This is a genomic window from Geofilum rubicundum JCM 15548, from assembly GCF_000974365.1.
Taxonomy (GTDB): domain Bacteria; phylum Bacteroidota; class Bacteroidia; order Bacteroidales; family Marinilabiliaceae; genus Geofilum; species Geofilum rubicundum.
Genome location: NZ_BAZW01000039.1, coordinates 19989 through 37474, shown reverse-complemented (window position 1 = coordinate 37474; position 17486 = coordinate 19989). Strand labels below are relative to the sequence as shown.

General features: G+C 41.5%; 17 protein-coding genes, 2 tRNA genes and 1 pseudogene. 6 read left to right on the top strand and 14 right to left on the bottom strand.

What is annotated here, in order from left to right:
- From JCM15548_RS14770 to JCM15548_RS14715, 11 genes are all read right to left on the bottom strand, one after another.
- Positions 1-1772: DUF262 domain-containing protein (locus JCM15548_RS14770; protein ID WP_062126996.1), on the bottom strand; the 1772-nt coding region annotated here is incomplete at its 3' end.
- Entirely contained in the window at positions 1765-3114 is a 1350-nt protein-coding gene (locus JCM15548_RS14765) for a DUF262 domain-containing protein (RefSeq protein WP_062126993.1), read from the bottom strand. The genes JCM15548_RS14770 and JCM15548_RS14765, both read right to left, overlap by 8 nt.
- A gap of 1 nt (position 3115) precedes the next feature.
- Positions 3116-4417 (bottom strand): restriction endonuclease subunit S, encoded by a 1302-nt coding sequence (locus JCM15548_RS14760; protein ID WP_062126990.1) that lies wholly within the window; start codon positions 4415-4417, stop codon positions 3116-3118.
- Positions 4410-5288, bottom strand: a complete 879-nt coding sequence (locus JCM15548_RS14755) for an ORF6N domain-containing protein (RefSeq protein ID WP_062126987.1) — start codon at positions 5286-5288, stop codon at positions 4410-4412. Before JCM15548_RS14755 ends, JCM15548_RS14760 begins: the two co-directional genes overlap by 8 nt.
- 55 nt (positions 5289-5343) lie before the next feature.
- The gene (locus tag JCM15548_RS14750) at positions 5344-7674 is read right to left on the bottom strand and encodes a type I restriction-modification system subunit M (RefSeq protein WP_262487086.1); all 2331 of its coding nucleotides are present in this window, start codon (positions 7672-7674) and stop codon (positions 5344-5346) included.
- A 359-nt stretch (positions 7675-8033) separates the two neighbouring features.
- Positions 8034-8654 carry a hypothetical protein gene (locus JCM15548_RS14745; protein ID WP_062126984.1) on the bottom strand — a complete coding sequence of 207 codons (621 nt, stop codon included), beginning with the start codon at positions 8652-8654 and terminating at the stop codon, positions 8034-8036.
- Between the two features lie 744 nt (positions 8655-9398).
- Positions 9399-9680 (bottom strand): helix-turn-helix domain-containing protein, encoded by a 282-nt coding sequence (locus JCM15548_RS14735; RefSeq protein WP_062126976.1) that lies wholly within the window; start codon positions 9678-9680, stop codon positions 9399-9401.
- Between the two features lie 221 nt (positions 9681-9901).
- The gene (locus JCM15548_RS14730; RefSeq protein ID WP_062126973.1) at positions 9902-10744 is read right to left on the bottom strand and encodes an RteC domain-containing protein; all 843 of its coding nucleotides are present in this window, start codon (positions 10742-10744) and stop codon (positions 9902-9904) included.
- Between the two features lie 144 nt (positions 10745-10888).
- The gene (locus JCM15548_RS14725) at positions 10889-11710 is read right to left on the bottom strand and encodes a site-specific integrase (protein ID WP_083985168.1); all 822 of its coding nucleotides are present in this window, start codon (positions 11708-11710) and stop codon (positions 10889-10891) included.
- 100 nt (positions 11711-11810) lie between these two features.
- A tRNA-Pro gene (locus JCM15548_RS14720) sits at positions 11811-11884 on the bottom strand.
- Between the two features lie 17 nt (positions 11885-11901).
- Positions 11902-11988 (bottom strand) — tRNA-Ser (locus JCM15548_RS14715).
- Positions 11989-12250: 262 nt separating this feature from the next.
- On the opposite strand from JCM15548_RS14715, the gene JCM15548_RS14710 reads away from it, so the two are divergent.
- The 3 genes from JCM15548_RS14710 to JCM15548_RS21195 all read left to right on the top strand — a co-directional run bounded on the left by JCM15548_RS14710 (position 12251) and on the right by JCM15548_RS21195 (position 13733).
- Positions 12251-13276 carry a hypothetical protein gene (locus JCM15548_RS14710; protein ID WP_062126967.1) on the top strand — a complete coding sequence of 342 codons (1026 nt, stop codon included), beginning with the start codon at positions 12251-12253 and terminating at the stop codon, positions 13274-13276.
- A complete protein-coding gene (locus JCM15548_RS14705) occupies positions 13273-13500 on the top strand; it encodes a hypothetical protein (protein WP_062126964.1) in 228 nt (75 codons plus the stop codon). The genes JCM15548_RS14710 and JCM15548_RS14705 overlap by 4 nt, the downstream gene beginning before the upstream one ends.
- Positions 13501-13562: 62 nt before the next feature.
- Positions 13563-13733 carry a zinc ribbon-containing protein gene (locus tag JCM15548_RS21195; protein WP_227625895.1) on the top strand — a complete coding sequence of 57 codons (171 nt, stop codon included), beginning with the start codon at positions 13563-13565 and terminating at the stop codon, positions 13731-13733.
- Between the two features lie 41 nt (positions 13734-13774).
- Here the strand turns inward: JCM15548_RS21195 and JCM15548_RS24355 are convergent, their stop codons facing one another.
- Both JCM15548_RS24355 and JCM15548_RS14700 read right to left on the bottom strand, forming a co-directional pair.
- Positions 13775-14071, bottom strand: a complete 297-nt coding sequence (locus JCM15548_RS24355) for a ferredoxin reductase domain-containing protein (protein WP_227625894.1) — start codon at positions 14069-14071, stop codon at positions 13775-13777.
- Complete coding sequence (locus JCM15548_RS14700) at positions 13960-14439, bottom strand: FAD-binding oxidoreductase (protein ID WP_227625893.1); 480 nt, start codon at positions 14437-14439, stop codon at positions 13960-13962. The genes JCM15548_RS24355 and JCM15548_RS14700 overlap by 112 nt, the downstream gene beginning before the upstream one ends.
- Before the next feature lie 102 nt (positions 14440-14541).
- On the opposite strand from JCM15548_RS14700, the gene JCM15548_RS14695 reads away from it, so the two are divergent.
- Entirely contained in the window at positions 14542-14835 is a 294-nt protein-coding gene (locus tag JCM15548_RS14695; protein ID WP_062126962.1) for a 4a-hydroxytetrahydrobiopterin dehydratase, read from the top strand.
- Positions 14836-14926: 91 nt separating this feature from the next.
- On the top strand, positions 14927-15442 hold the full coding sequence (gene cobO, locus JCM15548_RS14690; RefSeq protein WP_062126959.1) for a cob(I)yrinic acid a,c-diamide adenosyltransferase: 516 nt from the start codon (positions 14927-14929) through the stop codon (positions 15440-15442).
- A 7-nt stretch (positions 15443-15449) separates the two neighbouring features.
- On the opposite strand, the gene JCM15548_RS14685 is transcribed toward cobO, so the two are convergent.
- The gene (locus JCM15548_RS14685) at positions 15450-17096 is read right to left on the bottom strand and encodes an ABC-F family ATP-binding cassette domain-containing protein (protein WP_062126956.1); all 1647 of its coding nucleotides are present in this window, start codon (positions 17094-17096) and stop codon (positions 15450-15452) included.
- Positions 17097-17189: 93 nt separating this feature from the next.
- On the opposite strand from JCM15548_RS14685, the pseudogene JCM15548_RS24350 reads away from it, so the two are divergent.
- Positions 17190-17336: pseudogene (locus tag JCM15548_RS24350) on the top strand (heavy-metal-associated domain-containing protein); the annotation flags it as partial.
- Positions 17337-17486 lie beyond the last annotated feature (150 nt).

Genomic DNA, 17486 nt, shown 5'->3' with positions numbered 1-17486 from the left:
TTAGAATTCTTACTGCTACTAATCAAACAGAGGTTACCAAAGAGATTAAAAATATCAGGGGCTATTTTGTATTCTTTAGCTATGGGATCTTGCGGGTAATAATGTTCAACCGAACTTCTGAATGCAAATTCAAATACCGAAGCACCTGCCACTTTATTATTCCAAAGGATAAAATCAAGGTAGTTGAAAACAAAATTTTCCACATCTGTCCCCTGGTCGAGCAGACTAAAATCTTGTTTTTGCTTGTCATTGCTGTTTAACGATTTTCCTTCGTTTTTGTATATTATATCATAGAACTCAACCCGATTAGATTCTATTGCTAAATAGCGGTCGAACAAATAGGCTTTAGCTAGATTCTTCAAATAATTACTGTAGTCATCTGCCGAAACATTGCTGTTTTTAAAAACAAAAAGCAATGCTGCATTCAACCAATGTTTGTAAACTAATGTTGGTGTTGATACATGAAACATGGAAAGCAACATTAGGATTTCCTTGTTCGCTCCTTCGCTTTCGTCTTCCGAACCAAAAGAATTCACATAGCTCACTTTATTTCCTTCATACCACTTAAGCCGTTTTAAACTCCACTGGTCTTGCTCTCGAACAAATTCACGTTTAATAATAAAGTTATCAAAAAGCCACTTGCACTTTAATAAATTGAAGCCGAACGCTTTTGCAAACTCAATTTTCTTTTCAGGTTCATCTTTATATTTAGCTAGCATTTTGGTAAATAAATCAATAAGGCGCTTATCATCTAAACTTATATCTTCTTCTGTTTGAATGCGCAGTACATGCAATAAGAAATTCGAAAAATTGATTACTGACGTAAACCTGTCAGGAGCATCATCTTTTTGGTGATTTAGCCTGCTGAACGACTCTGTTGATTGAACGATTTCAACGATTGACTTTGCGCTAGGTGCATTTATTGTTGCTATGCTCTTTTGATTATCATAAACCATATCTGCAACTTCATCCAGATTGTTACAGGTTAATTGGTTCCAATTCTTAGGTGTGAATACTTTTGTTCGTTGCTCGATTGTAAAACCATACTGAACATAACGCTCCATATCTGCACAGGCTTCCCAAATGAGGTTAAATGTATAACTCAATTTTTCATCCTTATGAAGGATGTCTAGCATTTGTGCTTTAAGAATTTCATGCTTCTCTAGCTGCTCTCCACGACTGTTCATAATTTCGAAATAATGATTTAGGTCGGTATCTTCAGGAACGGAAACCCGCATGATATGGACTTTCTCTGACAGAAATGAATAAAAAGTTTTAATTTTTTCATCGGTAGTCAATAGTTTCTTAAGCACCTTTTGAGCATCCAAATATCCTTGCTGTATATTTGGGTTATACTCCTTTGTTTGCATGTATTGCAAATCGGCACCGGGCCTTGAAATCACTTCTAACGTTTCTGTTGATTTTTTCCTGCTGTCGAAGGTCAAGTTCTGGGTATATGAAATTTTGTTTGAAATCTTACTCCCAAATGCTCTATGCAAAGCGCACAATAAGATATTAAGTGTGGTAAGGCGTTGCTGACCATCTATGGTTTCGTAAACGGTTTCATTGCCCAAATGACGTTCAAATACCACCAGTGTTCCGATATAGTAGTTTGAAAGCCGCTTTTCTGAATCGGAAAAATCAAAAATATCCTGAATGAGCTGGGTAATTTCAGGTTCTCCCCATGCATAGTTTCTTTGGTAGATAGGTATAACGTACCTGCCTGACGTGAATATCTCACCTACGCTGAATGTTGGAATAGTATTAGTCATTGAGGTATTTCAGTTCTTTGAAAATTTGTTCTAAGTCTTTTGTTTTGGTAGAACTTACATTCGTTAACGAAGGAAGTTTGATATTTAAAACCTCGCTTGGGTGCAGTGCTTCTTTTATGGTTTTGAAAACATAAGGCCCTTCTAAAGCATAATTATCTATTGAAGCCAACTGCACGTTTTTCATATTAAGCCGTAAACTGTATGCCCAAATAAAAAATTTCTCTACGGCTCGATCCATTTCTACCGCACCAAATTTGTCCCAATAGTATATTAGGCAACAGTCAAATAAGTTGCGAACGTATTTATCACCTGTTCTATTTCTGCCATCATAGCTTTCAAGCGTTTTGTATATCCTTTTGGCCTCATTTGATTGGTTTTCAATGGACTTGATGTCATTCAATACTTCCATGTAATGGTCAATCATCTCAAAGAAGCGCTTGCCGTTTATGATAACCTGATTAATCTGAAAAGGATAATTCAGTTTGTTCCTATCAATGTTTCGGTTAAAATCACGGTTATATCCATCCACATAAAAATGCCCGATGCGATATAAGTCGGCAAAGGGAAACGGTTCCTTTATGCTTGGGCTGATGCCTTTAAACAAATCGGCTTCGTTTTTTGTGAAGTGGCGTGCCGATTGCCCTTTAGACCAGTTGCGGATGCGGTATAAAAAGTTGGCAAATACAATTTTCAATTGGTTCATGTTTTGGTTTTCCCAAATGGCAACGCTTTGCATACGCTCGTGCTCTGTAGATACTTCTGCCATTTCCCGCAAATGAAACGCTTTGAGCAAATCGTGGGGCTCTAAATCTTTACCTCGTGCATTTTGCGAATCGAAAAACTGGAAGGCTTCTGAAACATCTTGCAGAACAACTTCAACCAGCTCACATTTCTCAAAAAAGAAAAGCACTGTGGCTACATCAAAATCGGCTACACGCCTTGCTATTTCTCGGTAATTGTCTCGAATATTATTAAGCGTAATTAAGTTTTTAAAAGCCAAGTGGTTAAACCATTGTGATTCTACAGCCCTCACTTTTGCTTTTGTCATGGCCTCTTTTAAGCGACCTTCATTGCTATGTATAGCCAAGGCTATCAGCAAAAGTGTAACGGTGCGCTGTTGCCCATCTACCACATTGAGCCTTTGTTTTTTGTCCTTGTAAAACACGATAGTGCCCAACCTGTAAGCCGATTTAGTTTGATGATGTACAATATCATCAATCAGTTGATTGACATTTTTAGAGGTCCATTTATAGGGGCGCTGATAATCTGGTATGGTAAGGTTTGCCTTAGCGAAAAGATCCTGCGTTTTTATTATTTGCGGATGTAGTTGATGTGTGCTCATACTAACAAACTTTTATTTTACCCGTTACCGCACTATTTATCAACGTTGCCTTATATTCCTTTAGCTTTTCAATTTCTTGCTCTTTGAGGGAGATGGTGGTAGCTATTTTGGTGGTAGAAGTTTCAATATGTTTAACAATTTCATATTGCTCATTGATTGGAGGAATTACAAGTTTTACTTTTTTTAAATTTCCAATACCAACATTACCTTGAGTATTTGTATTGACTTGATTTTTTATGTCTGTGACAAAAGCATCAGATTTAAAGTAATAAAATAAATACAGACCCAATAGTTTAGAGGGGTTAGGTTTAATTGTTACGCATGAGTACGATACTATAAAGTTCAAATCAATGTTTACATATGATGCAGTTCCAATCGTTGCGTAACGAGCTAAAATGACATCGCCTATTGAGCTTTTGATCTTTTTTGAAAGATTATAATAGTCTCTTCTACTTACTTTTTTACAACCGTCAAAGTCAATATCGCTTGCAAACTCCTTTAAGTCACCTGTCATAACGTATGGGACACCATTTTCAATAGTTGGCGGCATATAGTGATCAACATCTGCTATTGCGTTGATTGCATAATTCATAAATAAAAGCTCCCAATGTTCCGGTATCTCCCCAATCCATTCCACACCGCTATCTTTCATTTTTACATTGGGGTTTAGTCCACGGGTAACGGCTTTGTGTATAAGTATTTTCCTGCGTTCTTTGAGCAGTTCTATTTGTTTTTGTTTGATGCCAACGGCTTGGTCTATCAGGGCTGTTTTGCAGTCGAGAAAGGCAGCAATGGCGGTTTGTTCGGGGAGAGGTGGGATTGGTAAATACGAATACGAAAGCTCTTCGAAACTTATATTTTTCCCTTGTCTAATTCCGACAACACTTGTTTGTAATTCTGAAATAAACGAGAAACTTTTAAAAAGATATTTATAGAATTGACTTTCAAAATTGCGTTTAGCTTTAAGAACTGTATATGCAGGACTGATAATTCCATCATGATGACAGTATTCTAATCCACCTTCAAAAGACCTTAAACTAATTGCAAAATCGCCTTTATTTATATATTTAAAAGATTCCAAAGCACCCGAAGGCATCACCATTCTATTTTCCACCCAAGTTCGTGGAACTACACCTTGATCTTGAGTAACAGACAACAATTCTGCATTAGCTTTTTTCTTTATTGATACATCCTGAAACAGATGTTTCATTTTTGTACATTCCCAATGTTCAGGTATCTCCCCCAACCATTCCACTGCTGAATCTTTATAAGCGGGGTATTTGTTGTATGTTACGCTATTCATTGTTTTTCTGTATTCGGTTCAAAATTTCGGGTGCAAAATCGTCCATTCTCGAAAAGGCAAACCATTTTTTACCTAAATCTTTAAGCGAGGCTCCAATGTGGTACAATTCTTTGTGGTCGAGCAATAAAAACCGGTCGTGTGTATCGGTCAGGATTTTTATTTCAATTGCAGGGTATTGCCCGTTGTGCTTTTTAATGTCCAGTTTAAACTGTGGATTAATTTGCTTGGTGTAAATAGTGGCCACAACATCTTTGTTGCGTTTGGCCAAAAGTATAAGCACGGTTTCGTCAACGTAATTGTCAACAAGTATGATGCTTGTTTTAGCCTTTTTAATCAGGTCGGCAACAAATACATAGGCATCAAATATTTGTCCTTCAAAGAAAATACCTTTGTCGGGTTGTTCCGTTTTACTTTCAAGCGCTTTAAACAGTTGCTCAAATTTTTGGTTGGTCTCTATTTGAGAGACTTCAAGTTTATCGAGACGTTGAAATAAGCCAGCATTATCGAGCACCAATTTACGCATCTGCACAAAAGCATTCATGATTTTTATGCTTACCACAATGGCGGTTTCGCTGCGAAGCACAGCCGAAAGCATGGCAATGCCTTGTTCGGTAAATGCATAAGGGAAAACCGAAGAATGTTTCAGCTTTTGCAACCGGTCACAAATTGTGACCAGTTCGTTTCGTTCATTTTCAGTTAATTGGAATCTAAATGAATCGGGAAAACGTTCAATATTTCTTTTTACAGCTTGATTGAGCACTTTTGTATCTACTCCATACATTTCGGCTAAATCTTTATCAATCATCACCTGCGTTTTGCGAAAAGTGAAAATTCTGTTTTCAATTTCTTTTTGGCTGTTTTCAATTTCCATATCATGCGTGTTTTTTTCAAAAAAGTCGCCACCATAGCGACAATGTGAAAATTGATTATCCCAATTTTAATATTTCACGAATCAAACCATCACTCAATGCTTCCAGTTTCAGAATATCAGTGCTTACTTCATCAATTGTTCGCAAAGGTTTATGGCGGTAAAAGTATTTGTTGAAGCTTATTTCGTAGCCAATTTTGGTGGCATCCAAATTAACCCAAGCTTCTGCAACATGGGGTAAGACCTCACGCAAAAAGTAGCTGTAAATATTTTCTTTCAGTGGTACATTTTCAGTGTCGCGCAAATCGCTTTCAGTTTCGTATTGTATGTATTCGCCTTTTTTATTGGTAGCAAAGTAGCCATAATTAGCCAGCTCCGTTTCTTTACAATCTAAGTGTTCAAGTAATTGTACTAGTTTATCGCCTGTTAATTTGGTGGTGCCTTTTATTACTTTTTCGGCAGTGGCATCGTACCAAGTTACTGCATTTAGGATGGCATTTTTTTCAGAGGAGGAGACGTTGCGGTGCAACGTCTTTACGGTAGCATCCACTTTTTCTTTGAAAAGATTAAAATCGCTGTATTCGTCATTACCAATGGCTTGCATCAATTTGGTGGCGGTGTTTAACAACTCCAACTGCTTTGTCCAAAGAGCTTCACTCACCAATGTTTTACTTTGCTTGGCATTGAGGTTCAGTTCATTTTTTTCGCACCATTCTGTAATTTCTTTTTCGTGCTTGGATAGGTCGGTATATAGGCTTTCTCCAAAAGTTTCATACGCCCAAACCATGGGTTCACGCAAGGTTTTATCAAAACGCAATTCGGCAATACGTTCAGCAGTAAATTGTGCTTTTAATCGTTTAGGGCGTTCAATGGTAACTTTGTAATAACCAAAATCGGTATTGTCAAATAGTTGAGAAGCGATGCCTTGTTCTTCTTTGGTTTCCGGGTGTATTGCACGGTCAACCGCTTGCATCTTTTCATATACCGAAACTATTTCACGGATATGTTCGGGTGCAAACTCACAGTTTTTGTTGCCTAAGTTTTTACGCAGTTTGCGGAACAATAAACCGGCATCAATCAATTGTACTTTGCCTTTGCGGTTAGCAGCTTTGCTGTTGCTTAAAATCCAGATATAGGTAGTAATGCCCGTATTGTAAAACAAGTTGTTGGGCATTTGCACAATGGCTTCCAACCAATCATTTTCAATAATGTATCGGCGAATATTGCTTTCGCCACCACCAGCATCACCTGTAAACAAGCTGCTTCCGTTATGTACAGAAGCAATACGAGAACCTAATGGACTTTGTGTTAATGGTTTCATTTTGCTCACCATCTCCATCAAAAAAAGCAATTGCCCGTCAGACGAACGAGGCGTTGCATCAGCATCTTGTTCAATGCCCCAATAGTTTTTCAGCTTAATTTGAAAACGTGGGTCAATAATGTCTTTGCCATCTTTAATAAATTTTTGCTCACTTGCCCACGATTTACCATAAGGCGGATTAGAAAGCATATAGTCAAAAGTGGTTCCTGCAAATTCATCGGTACTCAGCGTTGAACCTACACGTATATTTTCGGGATTGTTTCCCTTAATCATCATATCCGATTTGCATATGGCATAGGTTTCATCGTTTATTTCCTTACCATACAAATACACATCGCCTTTGGCTTTTATTTCGCCATCTTCGTCCTTTACGAAATTCTGCGATTCGGTAAGCATACCACCACTACCACAGGCAGGGTCGTAAATGGTCATTACCGGTGTAAGTTTATCTTTAACAGGTTCAAAAATAATGTGTGTCATTAGGTCAATTACCTCACGGGGCGTAAAATGCTCACCGGCTTCTTCGTTATTGTCTTCGTTAAACTTGCGAATCAATTCTTCAAACACATAACCCATTCCCAAATTGGTTAATGGCGGTAGTTTACGTCCTTCGGGATCGTTCTTTTCAAATGGAGTGAGATTGATATAAGGTGAAGTGAATTTCTCCAACACATTCAACAACACATCTTTCGAAGCCATGTGCCGAACCTGGCTTTTGAGTTTAAATTTCTCAATAATCTCCTTTACATTTCCGCTAAAGCCATTCAAATAATCCTCAAAGTTGGCTTGAAGTATTTGTTGGTTGTTGGTAGCGGTATCGTGTAAGCGTTGCAATGTCCATTCGCTGGTATTGTAAAACACATAACCGCTGGCTTGTCGTAAACCGTTTTCGTCCCATTCGGTAAACTTGCATTCCTCCCTTTGAAAAACCAATTCTTCAAGCACAGCTGCCTTAGTTGGTTCAAGTAAAGCATCGAGCCTGCGAAGCACCACCATTGGCAAAATTACATCACGGTATTTTCCTCTTACATAAACATCACGCAAACAGTCGTCTGCTATTGACCAGATGAAGGATATTGATTTATTGTGTACAGCTTAGTTCATTTTTTCTGTTTAATTCTTGATATTTTATTGCCTGTGAATATCGTCATTATGCTTGAAGTGTCGGCTAAAAAGTGGCTCTTAACCAAAGCACCCTTAGGTGATTTACTCGCAATCTTGTTTTAATTAGGCGCTCATGAATTTCGCTTCGCTTCAATTGATGCCCTCTTCCTGTAAGACGACACCGGCATTAAACACATAAACCCCCATTGTTTTATACATGATATATGGTTTCTTTAATTTGCAGCTAACAATTACAAAAAAAGTATTGCGTTTATGAAACAAATATGCTAAGATAAAAATATTATTAACAAAATAATTGCTGGCTATTTCCTTTTATCCGGCGCGTCCCTTGGAAACGCGATAAGGTTGCACATTTCCCGTAGGCGAGAACGAACCCTGGGGCCATAGAACTTTTCTATTTCGTCTGCAGAGAGGTTAGTGGTAAAATGGGTGAGCATATTGTTGTGGATGAAGTGGTCGTAGCGGGACAAGATGATTTCGGCCATGATGTTGCATTCCTGTCCGAAGTGTCGAAGGCTGTGCTCGGTTCCCAGGTCGTCGAAGCAGAAAGATTTCACATAGGGTCTATGCGTGGAGTTGTGATAAGAGACGCAGGCATATCGCCGGATGACTTCAAAGCCGGCTTTCTCGAACTCAAAGGCGATATCACGACAGGGCTTTAAGATGTGGGGAGTTTCGTCTTTGATGTAAAAACGCATGAGGTTCATCAAAGATGATTTTCCGCAACCTATAGGACCAGTAACCATCAGGCCTTTGGTAAGATCTACGCCTAACTGTTGAGCTGTTGGTGCATCTTTCAACGACCAGGCTAATAGTCGCTGAATGATGAGATGGTCCTCATTCAGAACCCGGAACAGAGGCCCGTAAATTTGGGAGCCTTTGTTTTGCAAATAGTTAAAGGCCTGTTGATACAATGGGGTCATGGTTTTTGATGTTGAGTTTTAAAGTGGGGTGTCGTAATCTTTGTCCTGCCTAAACTGGGGGGAACCCAGCTTAGGAAGACTTTCATTCTTTGGTTTTGGATTTTGCCGGGAGGAAGTCCTACGGCCATTAAAGCGCTGCTGATTGAGTATCCAGTTTCGTGCAGCGGCTTTCCAATCTTTCATTTTGCTCTTCCCTCCCACCAACCAACCATTGCTTTGGTATTAATTGAAAAATTTCTCGGCCTCGATAGGTGGAAACCCTTTTTCGCTGAAATAAATTTTTATGTGATCTTCGGATGGGGGTATGTCGGGTCCGTAACCCGACAGGTCATTTTTTGCCATTGAATTCTGGTTTAAAATTTCATCATTTAATTTCTCATCCCTTTGTGTAAGAAAATAGTTTGTTTTGTTTATAAAAGGGCTCACTGCCAGTTCACATCCTTTATCAAAAATGAACAGGTGAATCTGGCTCCCGATGTTCCGGTTAAAAGATGGTTTGTATTGGATGTAACCGAACTGATCGAGCTGCTTCAGACACTTGGTATAGGTGTTTACTGAACCTATCCTGGACGTCTTCATTAATTCATCGCGCACTGCAACTATGGGATTCTGGAAAAAATTCCTATTCCAGCGCCGAAATAAGGCAGATAAAGACTGATGTGTTGCGCGCTTAATGCCGGGTTTTGATCCATGTGGTTAAACACTGCATTGAGGTGCTTGATATAATTCATACCTCATAGTCTTCTAACGAAAAGTGTTTTGGTATTTATTGGCCTGTAACATGTTTTGAATGTCGGCATAATCGTAATACATGACGCCACCGATTTTGGTGTAGGGGAGCGATCCGTTGACGCGAAGATTTTGAAGCGTGCCTGGAGAGATGTTCAGTAATTTCCGAACCTCGTAAGATTTCAGCCATTTTTTGACGGGCTGTCCGGTTTGCTCCTTCAGGAGTTGCTTAATGTCGCTGATGAGTTCACTTTTGAAGGTTTGTAAGTCCTCAACTGTAATAATTTCTGCTGCCATGATTTTGGTTTTAAGGGTTAATGATTCAAAATTAAAAAGTTACAAACGAACAAACCTTCAATACGTACCCAACTTGGGGAAAAATTAATTTTGGAATGATTTTGAGCCTAATTAATGCAAATACCTCATTTGCAGAGACTAAAACAGGCATTCCCACAACTTGGGTGTAACTTGATACTTTTGCAATTATTACAATCAAAATCTGGAGCTCTCAACAGCAACTATTGATCTTGAGCTTCTATTTTGTTATTGAGACTCTCACATAGCTGGTCTAAGAATTTGGTGGTATGATTTCGAGCTTTAATTTCCAGGAACAGGCGGTAACAATCCCCCAGTTCAATTTCAAAAACTTTCTCAAAAGTTTCTTTTAAATCCTTGATACCTGCATGGCCGTGGTTGATACATCCACTTGCCTGCAATGCATAAATAAGTTCCACAAGGGCTATTTTGGAGCCGGTCCAATGCAAATGCGGAAAGGGTTCTTCTACCACAAAGGATTCATCACCGGTTCCATAAATACTCTCAACTTTTTTATTCAGAAAAATGGTCAATAGATCATAAGCCAACAAACAGGCGGCTTTATAATCGTAACAGGTAGCAAAATCAGGATCGGTTATTGACAAGAAAGACTCATCGAAAAGTTGGCTATCAGTCTGTCCCCTTAGGAAATATTTATCGTCAAGAAAAGAAAAGTCATTGCGCATGTAATTGCAGAAGTCCATATTGTTTTGAAAGAAAAGACCGATAACCCTAAGTTCATTGGCCAGAAACTTTTCCTTATCCTTTAAATAGCCAAAATAAGGCAAGATACTTTCCACCTGCTTAACTCTGGTATAATAAATCAGTTGAGAAAACACCTTGGGTTTTAAGATCTTGAAGAAATGAATTTCCTCGTCCTGCTTAGAAAACCCATGGTCAAGAATCATGGCTTTCAACTCTTGAAGACTTCGGGTGGTAAATGCAATTATTCTTTCAGCTTTCTTTAAATGAGATTCAGATTTTTTAATAGCACTATTCAAATAGTCAAAATACTGATCGCAATAATCGCTGAAAGGGGTAAGCATAACAAAAAAAGTTAGGATTAATAAAGGTGCCGAACAAACTTAATTAACCCAAGTTATGCATTTTAGACCAAAAAATATGAGAAATATCATGCTTTTAACACGATTCGAACCTATTTGGTCTAAAATGCATAAGCTAACTGAAATCTAAATTACCCGACTCTTGCCACTGTTCTGCCCTTCTTTTTGCTGAATAAGTGTACTCCTTAAGTTACTCATATCCTGACTGACCTTCTGTTCAACGATTTTGGCATAGACCTGGGTCATTTGAATGGAGCTATGGCCCAATAGCTTTGAAACTGTCTCCAATGGAACCCCATTGGTGAGAGTGACAGTTGTGGCAAAAGTATGCCTGGCAATATGAAATGTGAGGGGCTTTTGAATATTGCACAAATCAGCTACCTCCTTCAAATAGCTGTTTAGCTTTTGATTGGATATATTGGGAAACAGGCATCCAACGTTGAGGGCACGTGGATGGTTTTTATAGGTATCGAGGACTTCTTGGGCCTTAGGTAAAATAGGAATGCGAACAGGTTCTCTGGTTTTTTGCCGGCTGATTGAAATCCAATTTTCTCCATCTATTCCAATAGAGATATTCTCAGGTTTTAACTGTATGGCATCAATATAGGCCAGACCGGTGTAACAGCTAAATACAAACAAATCGCGGACATACTGCAAACGAGGGAGAGATAGCCCTTTCCTCTCTATTCTTTCGAGTTCATCAGCGGTTAGAAATTCTCTGGTAGTTTTATGGAATTTCAATTGATAATGGGTAAAGGGATCCTTTTCGAGCCATTCCAAACGTGCACCCATGGTAACTATTTTTCTAAATCGCTCTAAATATTTCATTACACCGTTGTTACCCATGGGCTTTTGATGGTCAAGGGGCTTATGTGACCGTAAAAAGTGTTCAAAATCAGTAATGAATTGATAGGAAAGATCGGCCAACGGGTAGTCTTTAGTTCTCATTTATTCTGATATAAACCGATTTGATTCAATTCATAAAAAACACAAAAGCCTGCAAATCAAACGATTTGCAGGCTTTTGATTGGGGTTGCTTCCCCTTTTGTCGGGGTACCAGGATTCGAACCTGGGACCCCCTGGTCCCAAACCAGGTGCGCTACCGGACTGCGCTACACCCCGAAAAAAAATATGAACAGCGGAGAGAGGGGGATTCGAACCCCCGGTACGGTTACCCGTACGGCAGTTTAGCAAACTGCTGGTTTCAGCCACTCACCCATCCCTCCAGGCTTTTAATCTAACTCCCAACTCTCGTCCGAATTGCGAGTGCAAATGTATAAAATAGATTGACAACTCCAAAACAATAAATCAAATTTTATTGATAATTTTCACACCCCTGCTAATAACTACGTAAAGCATAGATGATAAGGCATACAGCACCTTTGACCTTTTCTGATCCTGCCTCCTGACCCCTTGACCAATTACCAAAGAAACCTTAAATTTCAGACAACAAATAAGTATAACCCTCATCCATAAAAAAGCATGCACATGTCCAACCATTATCAAAACATTAAAAAGCAACTCCACGTTGCCCAGCGGGAGCTTATGATGCGCCAGAATGTGGTCGCCACCGGTATTGGCTACAAAACAGTGGCCGGAAAGTCGACGAATGAACTGGCGATTGTCTGCTCGGTGGACAATAAAAAGCCGGTTGCCAGACTCCCAAAAGCCGATATCATTCCTTCACGCATTCAAAATATCCCCACCGATGTAAGAGCCACAGGCCTCTTCCGTGCTTTAAATGCACCAACGGAACGGTTCCGCCCCGTCCCGGGCGGCTGCAGCATCAGCCACACCGAAGTCTCCGCCGGCACCCTTGGGTGCTGGGTGCAAAAAGGGGATCAACTCTATCTGCTCTCCAACAACCATGTGATTGCCAACAGCAACGAGGCCGGTATTGGCGATCTGATCATACAACCCGGCAGCTATGATGGCGGCATCAATCCGGGAGACATCATCGCGGAGTTGTCGGACTTCATCCCCATCAACTTTCAGCAGGAAATGCAGACCTCATCCTGTAACCTTACCCGGTGGATCACCTCATCCCTTAACGCACTTTCGAGACTGATGGGCAGTCAGACCCGACTTAAAGCCTATCGCATTCAAAAGCGCGACAATAAAACCGATTGTGCCATTGCCAAACCCATCAGCCCCGAAGATATTGCCATGGAAATTTTACAAATTGGCACCATCGCAGCGATTAAAGAGGCGGAGCTGGAAATGAAGATTAAGAAGAGCGGCCGCACAACCGGATTAACCACCGGTACGATTGAACAGACCGATGTGACGGTGAGTGTGAGTTACGGTTATAACAAAACCGCCGTATTCACCGACCAACTGCTGGCCGGCGCCATGAGTCAGGGTGGCGACAGCGGCTCGGCCGTCCTGGATCTGCAAAACAATCTGGTTGGTCTGCTTTACGCAGGTAGTGAAACGTCCACGCTTATCAACCGCATTCAAAATGTATTTGATGAATTAAAGATTTCTTTGCCAGATAAACAAGACCAGGAATGAATGACAGCACGAGGGCTTTGAAGATAAAAAGGAGGTACGAGCGGCAGTGGCTCAGTATTGACGGTGTGACGGCCATCGGTTTGGGTAAGGACAATCATGGCACTGCCATCATTGTCTCCTATTGCACCAACCCTGAAGGCATCAAAAAAGCCATCCCTGCCTCTGTCGATCGCATTCCGGTCATTTTCCAGTTTTCCGGAACCATCAATGCGCAGGACAAGTGATTTCCCCCTGTATAAATAAAATCAACTGATCCTTTTAATTCTCATCTGTTTATGATAAATTTATAGTTCATTCATATTTAAAACATAAGACGATGCCAACAAAAGGAGAAAAACCCGGAAAAGGAACCTACAAATGCAAAAAGTGTGGCAAAGAAATCACGCTCGACAGTGCTGATGATGCTTTGCCCAATTGCCCTGTCTGTAATCACACCGAATGGGATAAGTTGAATTAAAACAAAAAATCCATGGCGTCACATCCATGGATTTTTTTCAATTAAAACTCTTCTGTTACGACATCCTCGTCGGCCACCTTCATCTTTTTTAAGGCATCCCCCACCGCATCCATCATGGGTGGCGGTCCGCAAACGTATACCTTGCTACCAACCCTGTTTTCTTTAATGAGTTTTTCATCCATGAAGCCATGGGCCATTCCGTCCACTTTCTCATCCGATAATACATTTACAAAATCATCGCCCAACCACTGGCGCAATTCCTTCTCCATAATAATATCGCGTTGCCGCTTGTTGCCGAACAACAAGCGGTTGCCGGAGAGCTTACCGGCCGCATGCAGCGTTCTGAAAATCGAAATAAAGGGCGTAATACCGGCACCACCTGCAACAAACAGTCCTGTACCCTGATATTCAATGGCCCCCCAGGCTCATCTATCAGCAACTGATCATCCGGTTTCAGATTTCGTAATTCGTGGGTCACACCCTCATGGTCGGGATACATTTTAATGACAAATTCCAATTGCGCATCATCCGGCCGACTGGTAAAGGTAAAAGGCCTCGATTCCTCTTCCCAACCAGATTTTTTAATGGCCACATTGGTGGCCTGACCAGGGGTAAACTCATATCCCTTTGGCTTTTCTGTGACAATATGTAACACATCGTGCGTTACCTTATCCACTGATATAACTTTAATAGCGTAGCTTCCCATATCTAATTGATTTTTAATATTAAACAATCTAAAAACACGTTTGTTGTACTTTGGAAAGAGGAACAACTTCAATGATTTGTTTAATCACTTAAATCTCAAGTTATGGAAAAAATAGTTCAAAGTAAAATCGACGCACATTTGTCTGACCACTTAAAGCAATGGTCTTATACCCCTGAGGGTATTACCAGAGACTTCAAATTCGACACCTTTGTCGATGCCTTTTCTTTCATGACTGGTTTCGGCATAGAGGCAGAAAAGAAGGATCACCATCCCGACTGGAGCAACTCTTACAACAAGGTCACCATTACGCTCTATTCGCATGAGGCAGATGGCATTACCCAAACGGATTTTGATCTGGCTGAAAAGGCCGACCAGCTCTTCAAGCGCTTCGAGTAAAAACAAGTCGCCAAAAAGTAAGAGCCAGTAAGGCTTGAGCACAGAAAAATAGTTATTTTTACAACTCACCAGAGTTGAAAAATAAAAAGGCATGCAAGGCTATATCCAAATATATACGGGTAACGGAAAAGGAAAAACCACAGCGGCATTCGGACTGTCGCTCAGAGCGGTAGGTGCCGGCAAAAAAGTATTTTTTGCGCAATTTGTAAAGGGTAAAACCTACTCTGAAATTGAAGCGGTGGCACAATTCCTGCCAGATATAACCATACGCCAATACGGCAGAGGTTGTTTTATCCGTAAGGACCCGACGCAGGAAGACATTGAGGCGGCCCATACCGGCCTCACAGAAGTGTCAGAAATCATCCAATCGGGCCGCTATGACATGGTGGTGCTCGACGAGGCCAATATAGCCCTGCATTACCAACTTTTCACAGTGGACCAACTCATGGATGTGCTGCGGCAAAAGCCGGCGGAAACAGAACTCATTGTTACCGGCCGCTATGCGCCGCAGGAGTTGGTGGATATGGCCGACCTCGTCACCGAAATGAAGGAAATAAAACACTATTACCAGTCGGGCGTACAGGCCAGAAAGGGCATTGAGTTTTAATGGGCTGCTAGACTTTCACCGCCTTGCGCTCCACCTCCCGCAAGGACTCCATTTTCTTCTTGGCCAAAAAGCTATGAATGTCACCCAGGTGCTCTTTCACTTTCTTGTGGCCAAACTCATACACCACATCTACCAAACCGTCCAGAAAGTCCCGGTCGTGCGACACCAGAATCAGGGTGCCGTCAAAATCCTTCAGGGCACTTTTCAGGATGTCCTTGGTCTTTATATCGAGGTGATTGGTGGGTTCATCCAGAATCAAAAGATTCACCGGCTCCAGCAGTAGTTTTATCATGGCCAGTCGGGTGCGCTCGCCACCCGACAACACCTTAACTTTTTTATGAATATCATCTCCCCCAAACATGAAGGCACCCAGGATGTCCTTTATTTTGGACCGGATATCGCCTTTGGCCACATCGTCAATGGTTTGAAAAACCGTGAGTTCCTCATCCATCATAGAAGCCTGATTTTGGGCAAAATAACCAATTTGCACATTGTGGCCCAGGGTCAGTTTTCCAGTGTGATCGGTTTCACCCATGATGCATTTAACGAGGGTGGACTTCCCCTCACCGTTTCGGCCGACAAAAGCCAGGCGCTCTCCCCGCTTAATGGTGAGGGAGGCATTGGCAAACACCACATGGTCATCGTACTGTTTCGACAATTCCTCCACGATGACCGGATAGCTTCCTGCCCGCGGGGAGGGCGGAAATTTCAGTCGCAAAGCCGAATTGTCCTCCTGATCGACTTGCACAATTTCGAGCTTTTCCAACATGCGCACCCGACTTTGTACCTGATTGGTTTTGGAGTAAGTGCCCTTAAACCGGTCGATAAAATCCTGATTATCGGCAATCATTTTTTGCTGCTCCTCATACTGCCGCTGCTGCTGCTCGCGGCGCTCCTTGCGCAGCTCAAGATATTGACTGTAGTTTACCTTATAATCGTAAATGCGACCCACGGTAATTTCAATGGTGCGGGTGGTTATACTGTCCACAAAAGCCTTGTCGTGTGAGATCACCATCACCGCCTTGGCACTGTTTACCAAAAAATCTTCCAGCCACTGAATCGACTCAATATCCAGGTGGTTGGTGGGCTCATCCAACAAAATCAGATCCGGCTTTTGCAAAAGAATTTTGGCCAACTCTATGCGCATGCGCCAGCCGCCGCTGAATTCATTGGTGGGGCGCGTGAAATCCTCACGCATAAACCCCAGGCCCAGCAAAATCTTCTCCACCTCCGCCTCGTAATTGGTATCCTCAATACTATAGAACTTCTCACTCAGGGTCGACACCCGTTCAATCAAACCATAATATTCCTCTGATTCATAGTCGGTACGCGTCGACAACTGATGGTTCAAATCTTCAATTTCTGCTTCCATTTCATGGATCTGGGCAAAGGCCTGCGCCGTTTCCTCAAACACCGTGCGACCGTCCTCGGTCATCAAATGCTGGGGCAAATAAGCAATCACAGCCCCTTCGGGAGCCGACACCCGTCCCGCAGATGGTTCCCGAACCCCGGCCAAAATTTTAAGCAGGGTCGATTTACCCGCCCCATTCTTGCCCATAAGGGCTATTTTATCCTGATCATTAATCGCAAAAGAAACATTCTTAAACAAGGTGGTTCCGCCAAACTCCACCGTCAATCCATCCACTGAAATCATAAATAAACATTAAAAATTGAGCGGCAAAGATAGCGACTAATTGAACTTTTAGCACCTTTGTCAGTTCAATAATTATTCCTAACAAACAATAACATGTCCACTATACATACCAAAAAGCTACCCGTTACCGGACTCTCCTGTGCTTCCTGCGCCCTAAGTGCCGAGAAAGCACTCAAGGCCCAACCCGGGGTAGTCAATGCTTCCGTCAATTTTGCCGACGGCTCTGCCTACATCGAATACGAGGAAGATGCCACCGCCTTGTCCGGTTTCAAACAAGCCGTTCAGAATGCCGGCTACGACCTCATCATAGAAGAAGCCGCTGCTACCCAGGAAGCCACGGAAGAAATACACCACGCCGCCATGATGAAAACCAAACGCAACCTGATTTGG